Source organism: Rosistilla carotiformis (assembly GCF_007753095.1).
Lineage (GTDB): Bacteria > Planctomycetota > Planctomycetia > Pirellulales > Pirellulaceae > Rosistilla > Rosistilla carotiformis.
This window is the reverse complement of record NZ_CP036348.1, coordinates 6,976,523-6,995,623: the sequence shown is the minus strand read 5'-3', so window position 1 is coordinate 6,995,623 and position 19,101 is coordinate 6,976,523. Positions and strand designations below refer to the sequence as shown.

Annotated in this window: 12 protein-coding genes; 3 read left to right on the top strand and 9 right to left on the bottom strand. The window is 59.6% G+C overall.

Annotated elements, in window-relative coordinates; all coding sequences use genetic code 11:
• Positions 1–26 precede the first annotated feature (26 nt).
• A complete protein-coding gene (locus tag Poly24_RS25195; protein WP_231753345.1) occupies positions 27–1,259 on the top strand; it encodes a glycosyltransferase in 1,233 nt (410 codons plus the stop codon).
• A 50-nt stretch (positions 1,260–1,309) separates the two neighbouring features.
• Here the strand turns inward: Poly24_RS25195 and Poly24_RS25190 are convergent, their stop codons facing one another.
• The 3 genes from Poly24_RS25190 to Poly24_RS25180 all read right to left on the bottom strand — a co-directional run bounded on the left by Poly24_RS25190 (position 1,310) and on the right by Poly24_RS25180 (position 8,907).
• On the bottom strand, positions 1,310–1,525 hold the full coding sequence (locus Poly24_RS25190) for a DUF4339 domain-containing protein (protein ID WP_231753344.1): 216 nt from the start codon (positions 1,523–1,525) through the stop codon (positions 1,310–1,312).
• A 337-nt stretch (positions 1,526–1,862) separates the two neighbouring features.
• The gene (locus tag Poly24_RS25185; protein ID WP_145102084.1) at positions 1,863–3,581 is read right to left on the bottom strand and encodes an NAD(P)-binding domain-containing protein; all 1,719 of its coding nucleotides are present in this window, start codon (positions 3,579–3,581) and stop codon (positions 1,863–1,865) included.
• A gap of 16 nt (positions 3,582–3,597) precedes the next feature.
• A complete protein-coding gene (locus tag Poly24_RS25180; protein WP_145102082.1) occupies positions 3,598–8,907 on the bottom strand; it encodes a non-ribosomal peptide synthetase in 5,310 nt (1,769 codons plus the stop codon).
• Positions 8,908–9,186: 279 nt separating this feature from the next.
• On the opposite strand from Poly24_RS25180, the gene Poly24_RS25175 reads away from it, so the two are divergent.
• Entirely contained in the window at positions 9,187–10,080 is an 894-nt protein-coding gene (locus Poly24_RS25175) for a hypothetical protein (RefSeq protein ID WP_145102080.1), read from the top strand.
• 27 nt (positions 10,081–10,107) lie between these two features.
• Here Poly24_RS25175 and Poly24_RS25170 read toward each other — a convergent pair whose 3' ends face one another.
• The 6 genes from Poly24_RS25170 to Poly24_RS25145 form a co-directional block, all read right to left on the bottom strand.
• Positions 10,108–10,752: a peroxiredoxin-like family protein gene (locus Poly24_RS25170; RefSeq protein WP_145102078.1), complete on the bottom strand. Its 645-nt coding sequence runs from the start codon at positions 10,750–10,752 to the stop codon at positions 10,108–10,110.
• A gap of 250 nt (positions 10,753–11,002) precedes the next feature.
• Positions 11,003–12,292 carry a trypsin-like peptidase domain-containing protein gene (locus Poly24_RS25165; protein WP_145102076.1) on the bottom strand — a complete coding sequence of 430 codons (1,290 nt, stop codon included), beginning with the start codon at positions 12,290–12,292 and terminating at the stop codon, positions 11,003–11,005.
• Between the two features lie 268 nt (positions 12,293–12,560).
• Complete coding sequence (locus tag Poly24_RS25160; RefSeq protein ID WP_145102074.1) at positions 12,561–13,433, bottom strand: dihydroorotate dehydrogenase electron transfer subunit; 873 nt, start codon at positions 13,431–13,433, stop codon at positions 12,561–12,563.
• Positions 13,434–13,621: 188 nt separating this feature from the next.
• Positions 13,622–14,806: a pseudouridine synthase gene (locus Poly24_RS25155; protein WP_145102072.1), complete on the bottom strand. Its 1,185-nt coding sequence runs from the start codon at positions 14,804–14,806 to the stop codon at positions 13,622–13,624.
• Between the two features lie 171 nt (positions 14,807–14,977).
• Positions 14,978–15,232, bottom strand: a complete 255-nt coding sequence (locus Poly24_RS25150; RefSeq protein WP_145102070.1) for a membrane or secreted protein — start codon at positions 15,230–15,232, stop codon at positions 14,978–14,980.
• A gap of 245 nt (positions 15,233–15,477) precedes the next feature.
• Entirely contained in the window at positions 15,478–16,446 is a 969-nt protein-coding gene (locus Poly24_RS25145) for a type I phosphomannose isomerase catalytic subunit (RefSeq protein ID WP_145102068.1), read from the bottom strand.
• A 502-nt stretch (positions 16,447–16,948) separates the two neighbouring features.
• Here Poly24_RS25145 and tatC point away from each other — a divergent pair.
• Entirely contained in the window at positions 16,949–18,211 is a 1,263-nt protein-coding gene (tatC, locus tag Poly24_RS25140; RefSeq protein WP_231753343.1) for a twin-arginine translocase subunit TatC, read from the top strand.
• The last annotated feature ends 890 nt before the right edge of the window (positions 18,212–19,101 follow it).

Here is a 19,101-nt window from a genome sequence, read left to right as displayed (position 1 = left end):
TGTACCGCTCCTAGGAAAAATGCTCTGTGACGATCGTCTCCGCTCTCTATTGTTTGATCGCGGTGATTGTTGCAATCCAGACGACTGCGGCGGTTTGCTTTGTTTGGTTCATGTCGCGAAGCGGTTGCGACCGGCAAACAGCCAACCAACCGAAGGCTGCGATTATCCTTTGCCTTCGCGGCGCGGACCCTTTCCTGTCGGATTGCCTGCAGAGCCTGCTGTCGCAAGATTATGCGAACTACTTGCTTTGCGTGGTCGTCGACAGCGACGAAGACCCCGCTTGGTCGGTGCTGCGGAAATTTGAAGGGCGTGCCGGGCTGCAAATCGAAGTCTTGCAAAACCCGCCACCGACGTGCAGCTTGAAATGCAGCAGTTTGGTTCAAGCGATCGGGAACTTGGATGCGTCGTTCCAGATCGTCGCCCTGTGTGATGCCGATGCGGTTCCAGGTCCTAATTGGCTGGCCGATCTCGCGGCACCGCTTGCCGATCCCGGCGTCGGTGTTGCCACCGGGAATCGCTGGTACATGCCTCAGCCCAACTCGCCCGGGTCGATGATACGCTACCTATGGAATGTTCCCGCCGCAGTGAATATGGTGCTGCTGCGAATCGCCTGGGGCGGAAGCCTTGCGATCCGCCGGGATGTTATCGACAAGGCCGATCTGCTGAAACACTGGTCCGGTACGCTATGCGAAGACACCATGCTGTATCGGCTGCTCCGCAACCATGGTTATCGGCAAGCGTTTGTGCCGACTGCGATGATCGTCAATCGTGAATCGACAACGCTGGCCAACGTGATCGACTGGGTGCCTCGGCAAATGTTACTGGCAAAGTTGTATCACCCCAGCTGGCCAGCCACGGTCGGCTACGGCATTATCTCCATCATCGTCCCCTTCTTGGCAGCGTTACTGATCATCGTTGCCGGAACGCAATCCAACTCGAACGACATGATTGGGGTGCTTGCGGCGCTTGCAGCCTTCGAAGTCTCCAACTCGCTATTGGTGGGACTCTGCCAATGGGGAGTCCGGCGACGGCTGGCCAGTCGAGCCGTGCAGTGGAGGTCCTGGAGGTGGATGTCCGTCGCCGCGCTACCGTTCTGGGTTTTACTGAGCCAGCTAATCTCACCGGTCTTCTATTGGAAATGCATCACGGCGCAAAGCATCGATTGGCGTGACGTCCGCTATGACATCTCGGGCCAGACGATCACAAAACATCCACATTCACCGCACCGATCCAACACTGTCGACAGCCAATCATTGTGAACACGAAGGAGTTTGCATTACATAGATTGAGCTGCTCGCTTATCCAGTGTCTACGCAACGGGATGTTTTTCGTTCCAGCGTTTCATCGCTGGCGTGATCGTTCTCATAAAGACCCAAGCACCACGTGTCTTGGATAGGCAGCGGATAAGTGTTTCGGGACGAATTTCCCCCGAATCGATCCGATGCAGAAATTCAGGTTCGCGGATCGGGCCGACTCGTTTCGAACCCAACCAGCCACGCTTCATGCAATACCATTTCACTGACATACTCGGCGTTCCTTCGTTTATCGAGAATTACGATACCGAAGCCCCGCGGCTACTGCCCGATCGGTTATAGCCAGTTTGAATGGGTCATTGAAAAACTATCCCGATGATTGCCGATATTACGCTGGCACTTGCGGACAAGTGCATTGCATGGCAGTGTTCAGACGTTCCCCTGGCCAGCATCTCGCTTGGGCGCTGGGCTGCGTTTCGCATACCAGCACGAGGCGCAATCGAGTGAAAATTGTGCACTCGCATGCTAGCACGAAGCGCAAGCGAGAGGAGCTTGGTCACTCGCCTGCGCTTCGTGCTCGTATGCGCTGATCGCGTTGCGCTTTGGTGCCTACGCCTTTTCGGAAACTTCGCAGGCGGTGGAGCACGCTGTGGGGCTGCTCGACTCGTGGCACATCGGGGTTGCCGACGCGGTGTCGACGGCTAGCTGCCGTTCGAAGAAACAGACCAACTTTTGGAAATGGGTCTGCTGGTACTGCGTCGGATCCTCTTGGCCGACGAAATCGATCGCGCGGATCAGCTTGCGCTTGCCGCAATGTTCGTTCAGCCGCCAGTCATTTTCAAGAGATTCGCTGATGTGATGCTCGGCGATCAATGCGTTGCCGCGCATGTGGCGGATCCGCGGATGTAGGTAGGCGTCGTTGTAAGCCTTCTCCGGATGCGGCTCGCGTTCGAGGCTGAAGACGTTCCCTTCAAAGTCGCCGTATTCCATCGTGATGATGTAATAGTCTTGCTGTTGGCCAAATTCGCTGTCCAAGATGTAATCGACAGCCAGCCCCTCGTGATACCGCGCCTCGCCCGTCTCGCGGTCGACCACCATGCAATCGCCCAAGAATCCCGGTTGGTGCATCAGTCCCGCGTCGCTGCTGACGCGGTCGATGATCTTGTCGGCGATCGGTTCGGCAGCCACGGGCAGTTTGTGCGACGGATAAGGAGTCGATTCGTGTTGCTGTGCGATGATGTTGTACAGCGATTTGATGTTGAATCGGAAACCGTGCAGCACGTTCGACATCGTCTTCTTCAGATCGCGTATCTGCATGATCGTGCCGGCGTAATACAGGTTGGGAATGTTTGTCGATTCCCAGCCGCTTGTCATCGCGGGCAAACGGTCTTCGCAAGCCATATCGGGGCGGCAGTTCTCGCCAAAGAACTTGGGATCCCAGCGGAATCCGGTGCAGCAGATGACGCGATCGTAAGCCATTTCCGCTCGCTGTCCTTCGGCATGCGTAAACGTGATGTTGACGCGGTATTCCCCGTCGACCTTTTCGATCTTGTCGATGTTGGCGTCGAGGACGGAGTTCTGTCCCTTCAGAATGTAGGTGTCCAGGAACTCGTTGTTAACAGCTCGCAGGTGGCCGAAGAAGTGCGACTGCCAAGCCATCTTGATCGACCCGGGGCTGGCCAGGTGCGTGACGCGGGTGGCGTTGAGCAGATGGTTCGCCGTCTCAAACGCGGAGTTCCCCTTACCGATGATCAACAGCCGCTGGTCGGCGTAATCCTTGGGATCGATCGACATGTCGAAGTAGTTTTCGGTCAGTTCGATACCGGGGATTTCGGGAACGTACGGCTTGGAAACTCCCGTCGCGACGATGAACGTTCGCGAACGATAGAGGTTCCCGTCGGCATCGCGAACGATAAACCGGTCGGTTCCGTCCTCGGCGCGGCTGACGTCGCTGATCCAAGTGTTGTACTGGATCTTCAGATCGAAGCGGGCTGCGTAATCTCGCAGGTATTGCGCGTACAGTTGTGCGTTTGGGTAATAGGCGTCGGTGTAGTTCTGGAAGTTGAAGCCATCGTCATCGCACAACAGCGAGTTCCAGTCGTATCGAAGCTGGGCCCGTCGCTCGGTATAGCCGTTGTAGACCTTATTGATCGAGATCAGCTTGCCGTGTCGCGGGAACCGTTCGTAAAACGCTCCGGCGCGGTCGTTTGCTTCGAGAACCAGATAATCGCGTTGTTCGCGGTCCATGAAATAGGCAAGCTGCAGCCCCGCAGGGCCGGCGCCGAGGATCAAGTGGTCGATGTCGCGAATGGTTTCTGTCGTGGTCATGTTTCGGGCTCGTTCGCTATTGGGAATCGCTCAAGTTGTCGTTGCGGTCGCGACCTGCGTCGTCGCCGCTGGCATCCAAGCTGCCCAGTCGTCGTTGCACCTCCTCGTCCGAGAGGCTCTCCAGTTCTTCAAGCATGCGGATTTCATCGATATCGGCCTGTTGCAGCTGGTCCTGCACGATCGATTCGGCGATCGCTGCAATCGTTGGCGAATCGTACAGCAGCCGCAGCGGAATCTTCGCTTCGAATTGGTCGCGGAGCCGCGATAGCAGCTGGGCCGCTTGCAATGAATTGCCGCCGAGCTCGAAGAAGCTGACGTCGCGGCCGATCGGTCCGGTCTGCAAAACTTCCTGCCAGAGATTGGCAACCGCATGTTCCAGCGGCGACTGCGGCAGCGCAATCGCTGCGACCGCCACAGGCTCCGTGTTCGGCAGCGGCAACGCTTTGTAGTCGGTCTTGCCGGCGGGAGTTTGCGGGATCGCTGGCAGCCGACAAATCGTCGACGGCAGCATGTATTGCGGCAGCCGCCCGCCGATCGATCGGCGAATCGCATCGACATCGACGTCGGTTTGGCAGAAGGCGACGATCTGCTGTTGAGCAGCTTCGCCGCGAACGACGACCGCCGCGCGATGAACTCCCGCGACCGATTCGATCGCCGATTCGATCTCATCCAGCTCGATCCGGAAGCCGCGCAGTTTGATCTGCCGGTCGTTGCGAGCCAAGAAGTGCAGTTCGCCTCGGCTGTCGATTCGCACTTGGTCGCCGGTCCGGTAGACGCGCGGCGAGGGCTGGTCGGTTGTGGATGAGTCGTCGGCGGAGAAGGACGTCGGCGGCAGCGTGACAAATCGCTGGCGAGTTAGTTCGGGTTGATTCCAGTAGCCGCGAGCCACGCCGGCACCGCCGATGCACAACTCGCCCGAGACGCCGCGTGGAACGGGGCGCAATTCGGGATCGAGCAGATGGATCGTGGTATTATCGATCGCTTGACCAATGCAAACGCGTTCGCCTTCGACTCGGGAGATCGTCGACCAGACGGTCGTCTCGGTCGGACCATAGACATTCCACAGCTCGCAGCCGCTGGCCAACAACTGGCTCGCGAGATCGGCTGGCAACGGTTCGCCACCGCTGAACACTCGCAACTGCCGGCTGGGCGTCCAACCAGTCGTCATTAAGACACGCAGTGTCGAGGGCGTCGTCTGCAGGTGAGTGATCGGTTCGGTTTCGAGGATCGATTTCAGTGACTCCGGTTCGGTCGCCGCTCGATCGGCGGTTAACCGCACGTGCCCGCCGGCCCACAGCGGCAGGAACAGCTCCAATACCGAGATGTCAAACGAAGTCGTGGTTAGAGCCAAGATCGAATCGTCGGCGGTGAAGCCGGGACGCGCGGCAAAGCTGTTCAACAGATTGGCGACGCTGTGATGTTCGATCGCAACTCCTTTGGGTTTGCCCGTCGAACCGGATGTATAGATCACGTAAGCGAGATCTGTCGGCAGAGGTCCGTCCAGCGACAGATCTTGCGCATCCAATCGACTCAGTTCGGCGAACTGCCAGACGGGAACGTCGGCCTGCATCGATGTTGTATCGGAGAGGATCGCCGCGAGCCCGGCGTCTTCGATCATCATCGCCAGTCGCTCTTGCGGCAGTGCCGGATCCAACGGCACATAAGCCGCTCCCGCTTTCCAAACCGCCAGCATCCCGACAAGCATCTCGATCGATCGCTGCATGTCGACGCCAACCAGATTCCCGGCCGCGATGCCTCGTTGCCGCAAGACCTTGGCCAAGGCTGTCGATTGCGCGTCGAGAGCGCTGTAGCTGAGTCCGCGATGGTCGTCGGTGATCGCAATCTTATCGGCTGCATTGGCGGCGACATCGGCTAGCCGTTGGCAGAGCGTTGCCGAATCGCATTCCGCGGCGGTGGCGAGATTGAGTTGTTCGAAAGCTTTGCGATCGGTCGGCGATGCACTGGGCAAGTCGATCAGCGCACAAGCGGGATTGGCGGCGATCGCTTGCAGCGTCGCTTCCATCAGATCCAGAACGCCTTCCGCTGTCGCACGATCGATGTGATCGTTGTGCACCACCGTGATCTCGGTCGTCGACGACGGATGGATGACCATCGACAGGTCGTATGCCGTGACGGCGGCGTAGTCGGGTTGGACCGCTTGCAGCGTGCCGCCAGCGATCTCGATCGGGGCGTCGCTGGCATGCAGCGGCTGTTGGAACAGGAACATGTTTTGGGCCAGCGGCATCGCATCCAACGACCGCTGATGATCGATCGATTCGACCACGCGTTGGAACGGCACGTTGGCATGTTCCAGATCTTGCAGCAGATGGTCTCGCGTCGATCGCAGCAATCGCAGGAACGAGGCTTGGCGATCGATCTGGCCACGGAAGATGATCGGATTCATGAAGCATCCGACCGTTGCGGCCAGTTGCGACGAGGGGCGATCGGTCGTCGGCATCGCGATCGGCAGATCGGACGATCCGGTGTATCGCGAGAGGACGTGTTGGTAGGCGGCCAGGTAGACCATCGACGCGGTGGTGCCATGGTCGCGAGCGACGCTTTCGAGATCGCGAGCGAGCGAACCATCCAAGGCTCGCGTGATCGCTGGCGATTCGTCGGACGCGGCCACATCGGATTCCGCGACCGGCAGTTGTAGACGCTCGGGAATTCCGGCGAGTCGCGTTTGCCAATAGCCGACCTTTTGATCGATCTGTGCGATGTGCGATTCGGATTGATCCCACTGAGCGAAATCGAGATAGGTCAGCTGTTCTGCATCGACCGGAGCCGCGGCGATCAGATCTCGCAACAGGATCTCGACCGAGCTGGCATCACAAACGATGTGATGTAGGACGATCTCCAGCTGATATTGCGACGGACCGGTTTCGATCAGAGCCGCTCGCATCAGCGGTGCGGTTTGCAAATCAAACGGCTGGCGAACCAAATCGGCTCGGACTTTGGCGACGCTTTCGGGCGACGCGTTTAAACGTTGCAGCCGCAGCGGCGCGTCGTCCAGCACGCGTTGCATCGGCACATCGCCCGACATCTCGATGATCGTTCGCAGCGCCGGATGACGCTGGCAGATCGCGGCGAGCGAGGCTTCCAATCGATCGGCGTCGACGTCGCCGGTGATTTGCAGCGAGACGGGGACATGCAAAAACACGTTGGTCTGTTCCAGTTCGTGCAACAACCAGAAGCGTTGTTGCGCGGCCGACAGCGGCGCCACCTTGGCGTCGTGATCCCGTCGCGTGACTTCGTCTTTAAGGCGTCCTTCCCCCTCATCGATCGCAGCGGCAAGTCGGCCGAGTGTGCTGTGGCTGAAGAGCGTCGAGAGTCCGATTTCGACACCAAACTGTTCGCCGATCCGCGTGACCAACTGGCCAACCAGCAGCGACTGGCCGCCGAGATCGAAGAAGTCATGGTGTCGACTGATCTCATCGACATGCAGCAGTTCGTTCCAGATCGATGCCAGTGCGACTTCGGTCTCCGTTTCGGGAGCTTCGAATTCTGCAGCCGCCTGGGTTGCGGCGAACCCGCCCGCTTGCCAGCGTCGGACTTCGGAAAGCTCACCGTCGAGGAACATCTGCCGGCAATCGCGACGGCGCAGTTTCCCGCTGGATGTTTTGGGCAACGATCCCGACTTCACCAACACGATCGCATGGGGCGTGACCTGATGACTTTCGGCGATCGCTTCCAAGGCTTCGGGCAGCAGGTTGTCGATAGCAAATTTGCCCGGCCGCCAAACCTCTTGCAGCACGACCAGCTGCTCTTGCCCATCGTGGTCGATCGAAAAGGCCGTCCCCGAATCGGGCTTAAAGGCTTCGCTGATCGATTGCACGGTCGCTTCGATGTCGTGCGGATAATAATTGCGTCCGCCGATGATGATCAATTCCTTGATCCGCCCGGTGACGATCAATTGCCCATCGATGATGCAGCCCAAGTCGCCAGTCCGCAAGTAGCCCGATTCGCCCGTGTCGGCGATCGTCGCGTGAAAGGTGGCTTGCGTTAGTTCGGGTTGGTTCCAGTAGCCTGCGGCGATCGAACCGCTGCGCGCCCAGATCTCGGCGACCTGGCCTGGCCCCGCCAGACGACAGGTTTGCGGGTCGACGATTTCGACTTCCATTCCCAAAACCGCTTCGCCGGAACTGACCAACGTCTGCGTGCCAGGCCCCGGTGCGTCAACCTGTTCGATGCGGCCAGCGGCCAGCGCGCGGCTGTCGACTTCGTACATGATCGGCATCTTACCCAGCGGGCTGCCGGTCATGATAACTGTCGTTTCAGCCATCCCCATCGCGGGCGAGAAGGCGGATGGATCGAAGCCATACGGTTGGAACTTTTCCGTGAATCGTTTTGCGGTCGCAGCGCGAACCGGTTCGGCGCCCGAAACCGCAACTTTCCAGCTGCTCAGGTCGAGCCCCTCGCACTGCTCCGGCTTGATCTTGCGAACGCACAGCTCATATCCAAAGTTGGGACTGCCGTTGCTGGTCCCTTGGTAGCGGTCGATCGCTTGCAACCAGTGCAGCGGATTGGAGATGAAGTTCTTGGGCGTCAGGATGACCGTCTCGACACCTTCATAAGCGGGCAACAGGATCCCGCCGATCAACCCCATGTCGTGATAGGGAGGCAGCCAGTGCAACGCTTTGGCGCCGGGGAAGTGGTAGTGCCGGACGAGGGCTCGCAGATTGTGCATCAAGTTGGCGTGCGTCAGCGCGACGCCGCGAGGGATCCCTGTCGAACCGGAAGTGTATTGCAGCAGGGCCAGTTCGTCGGGGGCTGGTGCCGAGGGACGCCAGTCGTCGGCGGCCGACAGCGACAACTCATCGACCGCGATTGCCGCGGCGTTGTCGAGATTCCAGAGAGGGCTGAGTTGCGGACCGATGATCTCACGGCTGGAAAGCATCACTTTGGCGTCGGCGTTTTGAATGATCGCTTGCAGCCGACCCAGAGTGTGTTGTAGTCGCAACATGCTGGGCGGATAGACGGGGACCGCAACCGCACCGGCATACATGCACCCGAACAGCGAACTGACGTAGTCCATGCCGGGGTCGAGAACGATCAGCACGCGCTCGCCCGCGCCGCCAAGGGCTTGGATGCGAGCGGCGATCGCGCGGGCGCGATGGTCGAGATCGCGATAGTTTAATTGCGTGTCGTTGAAGTCATGATCCAAGACCATCGTGAACGCGGTGCGATCGGCGTGTTCGGTTTGCCCGTACCAACGCAAGCGATGGACCAGCGTCGGCAGCTCTTTTGGCGCAGAGGTAGCGACAGGTGCCGAGAAGCCCTGGTGGTGCGGATTGTGGTCGATGCTGTTTTCCGTCGCGTCCAACAATTTTGTACCTATCGATTCTCGCGAGCGCTTCAGATTTCGGAGCTTCACTGCGGGGTGTTTATCCGTCTCCACAAAGCTTGCGGATGGTGGCGTGCTGCTAGGTCACTGTCGTCCAACAGGCTGTAAAACTGAAGTTTAGGCTTATACGGTAGAATAGGTCGTCTGCAAGCAGAGACCACTCTACAATCTATTTTCCACTAAAGTGGGGTTTGGTGACAGGTTGACGGTTTGCATGTACACCTTCGGAATCTCTGCCTTGTGTCATTTGTTAGGAGAGCGATGTTGACGAACCTGAACATCACACGACGGTTCCATTCGGGCGATACGAATTGGAGATCTCCAGCGGTCACCGTTGCGGTGATCTACGTTGCGTTAACGGTCGGTACTATTCTGGGCGCCTGTCGTGCTGATGCGGATGATGAGGCTGCAATTTCAAGGCTTCCCGCCGGTTCTTTGGTCTCCGCCAATGGTTTGGAAGGTTGGTCGGATTTGGTTCTGGTGGCTACGCCTGATGTGACTGGTGGGGAAGTTTCCGGGGTCTCGCAGGTGGTGCTGCGGTATGCGGAAATGTTTACGACGGTGATTGCTGCGGATGTCCACCAGGTCCAGGGGGAACATCGTCTACAGCGGGTCGGGATTGGGATGGCCGTTGCCGACGGGGAAAATTTCCGGATTGTCAGCGACCAGGATGGGGCGGCGGGGCTGGGGATGATCGGGGCACAGGTGTTGCAAGCTGCCGAACAGTCTTTAGATCATCTGACCGTTGCGCTTCGACTGGCTACGGCGATTGTGATCGATTCTCCCGCGTTGGTCGCCGTCGATAAACGGCACGAAAAGGTCGTCGCGAGGCACCTGATTTGGGTGCAGCCCAAGTCGGGCTTGGTCAGTTCGGCCGTTTGGTTCATCCGCGGCGGGGAGCCGGCCGAAGTGGTCGATGGGCAGGGGATGTTTTTGCCCGAAAACTTCCGCGAGACGCGACACTTACATGTCGACGTCGGCGAATTTTTCTTGGGCATCCCCGGCCCCAAAGCCTTTGCGATGCAAGGCTTGCCGCGGGGGAAGCCGTTTCCGTTGGCTGCGCCTCACGCCGCTGCCGCTTGTGCGACACCGTTGACGATCGACGACTTCAGGGCGTTGGCTCAGTACCTGTCCGAGGCTGCCAGACACCAATAGGCGGTGCCGGCACGGAAATTGTTGGCACTATTTCAGTTGCTTCAACGCAGCGACAATCTTTCCGGTGTCCAGTCGTTCGCGGTAGTCGGGGTCGCTGTGAGCAAACACGATTTGGCCACTTTTGTCGACGATATAAACCGCCGGTACCGGGAGCGCGTGGTGCTTGAATCCGGAAGCTTTTTCGAGGTCGATCCCAAATCCTTTGTAGCGTTCCAAGGTTGGCGCATCGACTTGAAATGCGAGCCCAAACGCTTTGGTTGCTGTCAGATCGGAATCCGAAAGGATGGGAAACGGAATCGAATTCTTGGCGACGTTCGCTTGCGAATGCTCCGGATCATCGGGACTGATGCCGACCAGTTCCGCTCCCAGTTGTTTGATCGCAGGGTAAGCCTGGATCAACGTTTGCGTGTGCCGGGTGCAAATCGGGCACCAACCGCCACGGAAGAAGACCAAGACAACAGGCTTGTCTTGGTGCAGTGATGCGATGCTGACCGGTTTGCCATCGACCGATTTGACAGCAACATCAGGGAGCGTCCCGCCAACCTCCAGAGGCTTTGTTTGTTTCGCATCGCTAGCAATCGCAGGATCGTCGGCCTTTGCCAAAGTCGAACAGGCCAGGGTGGCGATCAGCCCAAGACTTAAACGAAGGGACCACAGATTTTTCAGCGACATCGAAATACTCTCCAGAGAAATGTTTGATACGTAAACGTTGCTCCATAGTAGACATGTCGTTCCATCGGCCCACCCCGCCGGCGGGTGGCGTGGTGGTGGGCGACGATCACCTGCGCGAGACTTCAATCGATGCGGGGGCGTCTTGCTTCAAGTATCTCCTGACCGGCAGGACGTTACTTTACTTCCGCAGTGCGCATCGGGCTGCGACGAGGCGTCGCCGCAGTTTGATCCAGTGGTGGGCGAGAATGGATCAACGATGCTGGGTCGTTAAACCCAGAAGTTTTAAAATGTCGGCTGTGGGTTCGGCGATGGTCTTGATCTGTGTTGGCGTGTCGGGACGGTTCTTGTCTCGCAAGATCACGATCACTTCTTGGTTGGACGCAGTCGCTGCGGGCGACGTTTGCGGCGCCGGTTGCGTTACGGCGGCCAATCGGGTTGGAGGCTCCGGAACGTTGTTGTTCCGTGGCGCCGAAGCAATTGCAGCACGCGGCTGATAGAGCGATGCGAGGTTGACGCGATCCAGTTGCCAATGGATCGTGCCGGGGCCGGCATAGATGCCGATGTCGTCTTCAAAGTCGGCGGCGTTGCAGACGCCAACAATTCGGCCCTGGTGATCGAACAATCCGCCTCCGCTGCGGCCGATCGTCGGGGCGCCGGCGATCTCCAGATTCGAAGCCCCCAGGTGTTGGTTGTATTTGTTGACGGCGGTGATTCGCGTGTCGCGACGACTCGGATCGGCGCCGCGGTCGCAGCCAAAGCTGAACGCGGCCACGCCCGATGCGGGCAGCTGGTCCTTCGTAATCACTGGCACCGGCTGGATCGGGAAGCCCGGTTGGATCGAGACCAAGGCGATGTCGCGGGTCTTCGCATCGTAGTCGATTAATTGTCCCGGCACTGTGTGAATCTGACCTTGGACGAACAGTTCGACTTCGATCGGTGCTTTGCCTTCGGAATCGCGAAATACGTGTCCGCAGGTGAGCACCAAAGCTTCTTGGCCGTGGGTGTCGATGATCGTTCCCGTTGCGACTCCCACCGCTCCCTGTTCGCGAACACGAATCCGAACCGTCGCGGCTTGGGCACGTTCCACAGCGAGGGCCAAGTTGACGCTGGGCATCGATTCGCCGGAGACCGTTGCGGCGACAGGACTTGCCGCCACGGCGGGTGTCAGGTTGGAAAGCTGCGTCTGCGGAACTTCCGGTTGGACATTGCGAGCCCCGGTGTCGCGAATCCGTTCGCCCTGCCGGTTGGCCAGAGCTTGTCGCAGGTTTTGAATCGGTTGCGTTCCCTGCAGGCGAGCGATTTCGCGTCCGCCCGAAAGAACGAGGTAGGTGGGGAAGCTGGCGACGCGATAGCGTTGAACGAGATGGATTTCCCGTGCGGCGTCGACGCGGCGGATGGCAACGCCTTCACGCTGCAATTGCGCGACGACCGGTTCCATGGTGGTACAGGCGTGGCAGCCGGGCTGCGTGAATTCGACGAGAACCGAATCGCTGCTGCCCGTAATGCCAGCGGCGAGCAATAAATAGCACAACATGTGCATTGCCAAAGTCCCTCCATGGACGGCTATCAAGCGAGCCAAAGTGAACCCAATTGCAAGCATCCATGCTGCGAGGCTCACGGCGCGGGTGAGGTCGAACGAAGTGGGATAGTGCTTCAGCGACCGCTGGCAGAGCAAGGGCAAGTTGTCCGGTGGGAATTCCTATTGCAATCCGTAAGCTGTTGCTGGACAAAGGCTTAGGCGGTTACTGTCGCTGGCGGAAATTTTTGAATTCGGAAAAGAATCGCTAAAGTTTCCCCAGCAGGGTGGATCACCAGACAACGCTAGCAGCATCGAAGACCGGACCTTCAACGCAGGTTCGTTTGTAATCCCAGCTGCCATCGGCTTGCTTGATTTTGGCGACACACGAAAAACAGATCCCAATCCCGCAAGCCATCGGGGTTTCCAGGGAGACCGTGCAGGGGACGCCTGCGGCGGCGCAAACCTCGGCAACGCGATGCATCATGATTTCGGGGCCACAGCAAACGACGCGGGTCTGCGCGGGGAGGTCGCCGGCGGCCAATAAGTCGGCCAGGCGATCGGGCACTAACGCTTGCGTCCCCAGGCTGCCGTCATCGGTGCAAAGATCCAGTTCGATTCCGGCGGCGGCGAAGTCGTCGAGCCCGGCGGCGAGGCTGGCGCTGCGAACTCCGTACAGCAGCGTCGCTCGGGTTGCGTACCCGCTGGTTCGGCCGGGGAACGACTCTTGTCCCAACGCTTCGGAGCCGAGGGCGAGGAACGGCGTCTGGCCGATGCCGCCGGCTGCCATGATCAGATGTTCGCACTCGATCGTCGAGAAGCCATTGCCCAGTGGGCCCCAAATGCCGATGTGCTGGCCGATCTGGATGCGCGACAGACGGGTCGTCAATTTCCCTTTGGCGATGTAGACAACCTCCAGTTCCTCCGCCGGCTGGTCGCCGTTGCGAACGACGCGATAAACCGCCAGGGCGCGGCCGATCAGCGGGTCGTTGAATCCGTCCAAGCGGATCATCACAAATTGCCCAGGGACAATCTGGCTGGCGATCTCGGGGGCGTGTAATCGCAGACGGTATGTCTTCTCGGCGATCAGATCGGTGGCGGTCACTACCGCTCGCAGCGAAGTCGCACCGTCGGCGTAATGTTGGGCATGAAGCGGGCTGTTCATCAAGCGATCCTCGCAAGTAAAGGGCGGGCGAAAACTGGCCTCACGCGCCAAGTCCTTGGAATCGCGGCCGGTTTCGATCGACAGGAAGCACCGGGGCGCTTCGCGTCGTGGCGTCGTTTCGTATCCGGGAAGGGGCGATCGTTCCCGGCGAGCCTCCTGGCGGCCGCGGGATCGATGCTGTCGCGATGCTAGCGACGTGGACGTTTTCCACGGCTCGCAGCACCACCGCGCGGCGAACGCTTCTTGGCCGTGCGGCGATTCCCAGCGGGGCGCTTCGCCTTCGCGGGGGGAGCGGCCAATTCGGGAGCTCCGATCACGGTCCCCGATCCGCTGCCGGTCGCTTCGGACGAAATAATGATATCGCTTGCAGCGGGGCGGCGGCCAGCGGGCTTGGCCGGGGATCCCTTGCGAGCTGGCGTGCCCGACTTCGAACCGCCGCTCGATTTGCCAGAGCCACCGCGTGGGCCTGTCGGTTTGCCGGCGACGGTTTTCCGAGTGGGGGAATTTCCGCTCGGTCCAGCCGATCTGGAAACGCTGCTCTTACGTGGGGCCGACTTGCGTGCGGGCTTCGGCTCCGCGGCTTCGGTCGCCTGCATCGCAGCAATTTCATCGCGGAGCTTCTTGACTTCACGACTGTTCAGTGGTCGGTAGGCCCCCGTCGGTAGATCCCCCAGTTTCAGGCTGCCGATCGCGGTTCGCTTCAGTTGGACGACTTTGTGCCCCAAGCGGGCCAAGATTCGGCGGATTTCGCGATTCTTGCCTTCGCGAAGCACGATGTCCAGTTCGGTCGCCTTGCCGCGGGTCCGCCGGATGCTGACCCCTTCGACTTGGAAACGTCCTTCGTGGAAATGGACCCCTTCGCGCATTTGTTTCAGCGTTTCGGGGGAGACCAGGCCGGCTACCGTCACTTGGTACGATTTGCGGACACCGTGCCGGGGGTGAGCGAGCATTTCCGACAGATCGCCATCGTTGGTCATCAAGATCAGGCCTTCGCTGTTGCGATCCAATCGCCCGACCGGGAAGACCCGTTGGTGTTCGTTGATCAGATCGATCACGCGTGGTCGGCCCTGCGGGTCGCGGTTGGTCGTGACGATGCCGACCGGTTTATTGAGCGCGAAATAAACCAGCTTCGCCTGTTTGATCGTCACGCCATCGACGCGGACCTTAGCGGTCTGCGGATTGACGCGGGTCCCCAGCTCGGTCACGGTCTGGCCGTCGATGTCCACGCGGCCGTCGGTGATCAATTCCTCGCACTTGCGTCGGCTGCCAAACCCGGCCGATGCCAAAATGCGTTGCAACCGAACCGCGGAGGTTGTTGTTTCGCTGGCGGAGGAGGATTGCGGGCTCTTTTTCTTGCGGGGCGGGTTGGGCATGTGACTTGCTTGCTGTTGTTACGGGCGATTCAAACAACAACGATAACGTAAACCCTGCGGGATCGAGTAGGGTACAAATGCACACAAATGCCGCTTATCGCCCGACTTTTCCCTATCTGCGACCGATTGGGAGGGTGGTGCGAAGATCCGTTGCGCCACCACGCAAATCGTTTAGTTCGAGAACCAAGAGCGTTTCTCGGTGTACATCTTATCGCGGACCGGTTCGGCGATCGGTTTTTGATAGTCCCGCGGGCGACCACCGACAACTTCAGGCCCTAAGTCGTTTTCGGGGTAGGGATCGTGCGCGACCGCTTCAAATCGTTGCTGTTGAGTCGTGCCGGGAGACGTGTTAAACGGCGTCCTGTACCCGCGGCAGCCAACCGAAACGAAGCCAATCGCAGCGATGATCGCAAGGGAATATCGCATGGGATGTGCCTTTTGCCAGTAACTGATGGAGAGGGAGTGGGGTGGGAGCATAGGTTTTCCAGCTGCCGCCCGCCAATGGCAACTTCACTTGCTAGCAAAGCGTCATGACTGCTGTTAGGGATCGGCACGACAGGCAAGTCGACTGCAGTCTCGACAGCGCTCCAGAAAGGATCGCTAAACGCGGCACAGTTTGCGCGATGACGCCAAATGTCAGATTCCGTTCTGAGGCTGAAAACCGGAGGCCTTTACGGCATCCCCATGCATAGGACCACCGATTCGGGGTCGCTTCCGGTCAATGTCACTTGGCCAACCGCCGCCGGGATCAGTGCGGTCTGGCCCAGTGGCAACGCCATCGAGTTCCCGTCTCCCCAGGCGATCGTCGCTTGGCCCGCGACGACGGTCAGAATCCGGAACCGATTGTCCCCTCCGACTTCGGTCGCTGCGGTGCCACCGAAACGATCGAGGAAGAACTTATCGCAGCCAACGAGTCGCTGGCCGCCGGAGGCGAGATCTTGCGGGGTTTGGAAATCGACGGGGCCTCGATCGTAATCGGTGACTTCGATCGCTTGGCTTACGTGCAGTGGCCGTGCGTTGCCCGTGTCGTCGACTCGGTTCCAATCGAACAAGCGGAAGGTGGTATCGCTGGACTGTTGAATCTCGGCCACCAGCAAACCGCTGCCCAGGGCGTGGACGGTCCCGGCGGGAATGAAGACGCAGTCCCCTGCGGAGGGTTGCAAGGTGTGCAGGACATCGTCGGTCCGGCCGGCGGCGCAGGCGGCACGCAGCTCCTCGGGGCCTACTCCCTGTTTGAGGCCCGCGTAGATCAGGCTGCCCGGTTCGGCGGCGATGATGTACCAAGCTTCGGTCTTGCCCAGGTCCGGCGGCGTCATTTTTTGAGCATAGGTGTCGTCGGGGTGGACTTGGACCGACAGGACGCGGTCGCAATCCAGGTATTTCAGCAACAACGGGAAGCGATTGCAAACCAGTTCCGGTCCCAGCAGGTCAGCGGCCGAGGTGCGGAGTAGTTCCGATAGCGACCGGCCCGCCAGGGGGCCCTCGGCAACGATGCTCTGGTCGGCGCCATGGTCGACGATCTCCCAGCTTTCGGCGTACCGCGGGGCGTCGCCGATCGGCTTGCCCAGCACGCTGCCCAGCCGCCGCGCACCCCAGATGTATTCGCGAAACAGGGGTTGAAAGCGGAGTGGAGCATGCATCGGCGGAGCTTCCGGGGGGGTGGGAGGAGAAGATTCGGAGAAGTCGAGGCGCCGCGCGGGGGGCGGTTTCGGGCAGCATTCAAAAACAAACAAGAACGCTATTGTATTGCTTTGTGCAAGGAATCAACTAGACTAAAAAGGCTTTCTCATTCACCCGGCCCGGGCCTGTCGGTTCGACCCGGTGAATGCCAGGGTTCACATCCTGGATAGGGAAAGGCTTTGCAAATTCTCGCGGTCCAAACAGTCCCCATTGGGTTGAATTGTTTGCTTTCGCCGTGGCTAAAATCGTCTCATTCACCACGGCAGAGAGATCCTATGGCCACTCTATTCGCTCGCAATCGCTGCGCCGCAGCAGCGCATCGGGCGAATCGTTCCCGCTGATACGACAAGCCATCGTCAGCCTCCGACGCGGGGGCTGTGGGCTGCAACCACCTTGGCGGGGGCACTTCGTGTGCCAGCGAACTCCTTCCATCCAATTACCTTTCAGTCGTTTGATAGAACCGTGAATCAAGCCAAAGCACAAAACCACCCGAATTCGGCCAAAGCTTCCAAGGACGATCTGTTCGAGAGTTCGACGATGACATTCGGCGAACATCTTGACGAGCTGCGCAAATCGCTGCTCAAGGCGGCGATCTGGCTGGCCTTCGGTCTCGCGATCGGACTCTATTTCGCCGATCGAGTCGTCCAGTTCGTGCAGCTGCCGCTGGAAAAAGCGATCACCCGGTTCTTGGCCGATCAGACGCTTTACAAGATGGACATCGATCCAACGACCGACCAGGCAGCGCCGATGCGGAAATGGCTGGTCGAAAAGGGGATGATCTACGAGACCGTCTACATGGTCGATCAGCAGGCGGTTGAGGAAGAGGAAAACCAACGCCAGGAGAACGAAAAAGCAGCGGCCGCTGCCGCTGCTGCGAAACCCAAACCGGCAGCCGCTGCAAACGTGGAGCCCGCGGACCAAGCAGCTGCAAAGCCGGACGATCCATCGAAGCCCGCAGCCAAGTCCAAGCCAACCGACGCCAAGCCGCTCGCCGACCCGCCCGCGGGCGAGACGGAACGTGAGCCCGCCGTGGCGACGGGCGGTTCTATGACAACGATCGATGCCCAGGTCCCCGACGCGGTTTTTGAGAACCCCGAGAAGAATCTGAAACCGGTCACGATCTGGCGACCCGCTGGGGCGGGGCTAAGTTCGTTTCAGATGGAAGAGACGTTCATGATCTGGTTGAAAGCGGGGCTCGTGATCGGGGCGATTTTGGGAAGCCCTGGGATCTTCTATCACATCTGGAGCTTTGTGGCGGCGGGATTGTACGAACACGAACGCAAGTACGTTTACGTCTACATGCCGTTCAGTGTCGTCTTGTTCATCTCCGGTGTCGTGCTGGCCTTCTTTCTCGTGCTGCAGTACGTGATCGACTTCCTGTTGACCTTCAATGCATCGCTGAACGTCGACCTGGTGCCGCGTTTGAGCAATTACGTGAACTTTGTGCTGTTGTTGCCGCTGGGCTTTGGGATCGCGTTTCAATTGCCGTTGGTGATGCTGTTCCTGCAGCGGATCGGGCTATTTGAGACCGATGCCTACGTCTCCAGTTGGCGGATTGCCGTGTTGGTGATCGCGGTCCTCTCGATGGTCCTCACACCCGCGGATATCTACAGTATGGTCGCACTGATGCTGCCTTTAATCCTGCTCTACTTTTTGGGCATTGGGCTTTGCAAATTCATGCCGAAAGGCCGTGGAATCGGCCGCGAAGGCTACGACCCGGCCTAGCAAGCGCTGGAGTGGAGGCTTCAGCCGAACCGTGCGAGTCGTCCCCAAAGATCCCGCAGGGATCGTAGTGGGTAGCCGGTGGTTTGAGCGCAGCGAATACCAGCGGAAACGTTCACGTTATCGAACGCCGTCTCCGGCGGGGCGCACATCGATCTGCGATCCCTGCGGGACCAGCGCGGGTTCCGGAGGCCGCCGCTGCGCGACGACCTCCGGCTACCTTCTGGAATCCCTTTGGGATCCCGCTTGCCACAGAGGTCGCCGAGCACACAGAGGAAACCAGCCAAGCGCCCAATCCTCGGTGGCCTCTGAGTTCTCTGTGGCAAAAATCGTAACAGCCACCGAATCCGGACGGGATCGTAGGGGGTAGCCGGTGGTTTGATCGCAGCGAATACCACCGGAACCGTTCACGTTATCGAGCGCCGTCCCCGGCGGGGGCGCACATCGATCTGCGATCCCTGCGGGACCAGCGCGCGTTGGGGCCGCGGGTTCCGGAGGCCGCGCTGCGCGACGACCTCCGGCTACCTTCTGGAATCCCTTTGGGATACCGCTTGCCACAGAGGTCGTCGAGCACACCGAGGAAACCAGCCAGTCGCCCAATCCTCGGTGCCCTCTGAGTTCTCTGTGGCAAAAATCGTAACAGCCACCGAATCCCGACGGGATCGTAGAGGGTAGCCGGTGGCTTGAGCGCAGCGATTACCACCGAAACCGTTCACGTTATCGAGCGCCGTCCCCGGCGGGGGCGCACATCGATCTGCGATCACTGCGAGACCAGCGCGGGTTCCGGAGGGCGCCGCTGCGCGACGACCTCCGCCTACCTTCTGGAATCCCTTTGGGGGATACCGCTTGCCACAGAGGTCGCCGAGCACGCAGAGGAAACCAGCCAGGCGCCC